Source organism: Edaphosphingomonas laterariae (genome assembly GCF_900188165.1).
Taxonomy (GTDB): Bacteria; Pseudomonadota; Alphaproteobacteria; order Sphingomonadales; family Sphingomonadaceae; genus Sphingomonas_E; species Sphingomonas_E laterariae.
Map to the genome: position 1 here is coordinate 1 of NZ_FZOS01000075.1, position 1,888 is coordinate 1,888.

Sequence of the window (1,888 nt, forward strand, 5' to 3'; positions counted from 1 at the left end):
CTTCGGGCTACGCCCTCACGCCACTCCCCCCGGCATGTAACACCGTGGCCTGGTTTTACGCCGCCGAATGGCCGACTTTTGCTCCGCCGTTGACAGTCGGCAGGCCATGAGCGGCGCATGTTCGTGCGGGCGGGACCAATCCGCTGCCGTGCTGCTCGAGCTTCCGCCCATCAAGGGGCGCTATTACACCTGTCAGTTGGTCAATGGCTGGGGCGAGGTGACGCTCAATAGCAAGCGTCTCGTTGAAATCGTCACTAGCACCCGGGTGCACCGCGACCATCTCGTGAATGGACGTCAGGCATTTCCTTGGCGTCGCCGGGTTTCCCAACCCCTCTTGGCAGCAGCCGAGCGCTTCTCCGCGCTCTGGCTCGCACCGCCCTTGCGGCCGCCTTTGCGCGAGCTCTCGTGGCTCTCCTTCTTGCCGCGGCCCGAGCCTGACTTCTTACCTCCGCCGGATTCCTTGTTGACCGTAGCCCAGGCACGCCGCTCGGCTTCCTCTTTGCGGACCCCCCGATCCTCATAAGCTTCCTCGATGTGCTCGGCCTTGCGCTTCTGCTTGTCGGTATAGCTCGATTTGTCGCCGCGGGGCATGCTCCGTCTCCTTGTCGGCGTCCCCCGCCAAACCCTAAACGCCGCAGCGGGCTATTTGTCTCGATCTGTCTTGATCGGCTCGCCGCAAATCCTTGGACTTCGGAATTTAGTCATTTTCCGCTCATAGCCGACACGGCGATGTCCAGACTGCCCCGCTGGGGAAGCGCGGAGGGTGACAGTCGATCCATACCGCTTCCGCCGAACCGGCCCATGCCTATTAGCGGCGTCGACAAATTCGACTTGTGAGCAAATGCCCAGTTGCAGGCAGCTGTTTGGCGAGGTGTATCGGCGGCTTTGCCGGAGTGAAGAGATTGACATGTTCCGGGCGCTCGATCCGGGGTAGCGGCTATTCTTAGCCTCGGCACACCGAGAAGGACTGCGGCTGTCTTTTCGGCCGCTCAGCGCCTGATTTTGGGGTTCCCCATTTGCTGACCCGTGAGGATCAGGCCGCCCCTTTCGTTACGGGTTTCGTAGCGGGCGTTGACGAGCTGGAAGAACAAGTTGGCGCCGCCAGGCGTGACCGGCAGGTAACCGATCTCGCCGACGACGAGCAGCAATGCTCGAGTGAGGAAGCGGATCTTCTCCCTCAGAGCATTCGGCCAGTCCAATGGAGTCAGCATGCGGCGAACCACTCGAGCGCTGGTCGGATGGGCCGACCCATCCATTGACGGATGCCGGACGAACTCCGCTGCGGCAACCCAGCTCGTATCCTTCGCGCGTCGCTTTCCTTCCTGCCGCCTGATCGGGCGAGGATATCGGTTTACCCTGGATAAGGATTTGCCTGCAGCAAGCCTGCCAGATGGGCGGCGTTGCCCGCGACCATCCTCGCGGTTTCGGTCACCTTGTCCGGCGTTTTCCTCAGATCCTTGAAGTCCGTCGATCCCATCGCCTCGCCAACCCAATAGCATGCCGCAACCGCTGGAATGGTCCAGCCTACGTCGTTCAGTGCCTGAAAGAGTTGGGCGGAGGAGAAATGCGCGCCGTCCTCGTTGCCGACGATCGCTGCAATGGCGACCTTCCCATAGCTTGGCATGCGCCCCAGGTCATCGGCTTCCGAGAGCAAGGCATCCATGCGTTCGAGCACGCGCTTGGCGACACTCGATATCTGACCCATCCAGATCGGACCGCCGAAGATGAGGATATCGTGCGCGAGGATTTTCTCGCGCAGCTTGGGCCAGGCATCACCGTCACCTTCGTCGGATTGTCAACGGCGGAGCAAAAGTCGGCCATTCGGCGGCGTAAAACCAGGCCACGGTGTTACATGCCGGGGGGAGTGGCGTGAGGGCGTAGCCCGAAG

General features: G+C 61.8%; 1 protein-coding gene and 2 pseudogenes. All 3 read right to left on the reverse strand.

From position 1 onward, the window contains the following. Nucleotides 1-294: 294 nt before the first annotated feature. Nucleotides 295-591 carry a plasmid stabilization protein gene (locus CHB74_RS21375; protein WP_089221470.1) on the reverse strand — a complete coding sequence of 99 codons (297 nt, stop codon included), beginning with the start codon at nucleotides 589-591 and terminating at the stop codon, nucleotides 295-297. A gap of 425 nt (nucleotides 592-1,016) precedes the next feature. After that, a pseudogene (locus CHB74_RS22860) lies at nucleotides 1,017-1,181 on the reverse strand (ATP-binding protein); the annotation flags it as partial. Nucleotides 1,182-1,351: 170 nt separating this feature from the next. After that, a pseudogene (locus CHB74_RS21385) lies at nucleotides 1,352-1,792 on the reverse strand (flavodoxin family protein); the annotation flags it as partial. Nucleotides 1,793-1,888 lie beyond the last annotated feature (96 nt).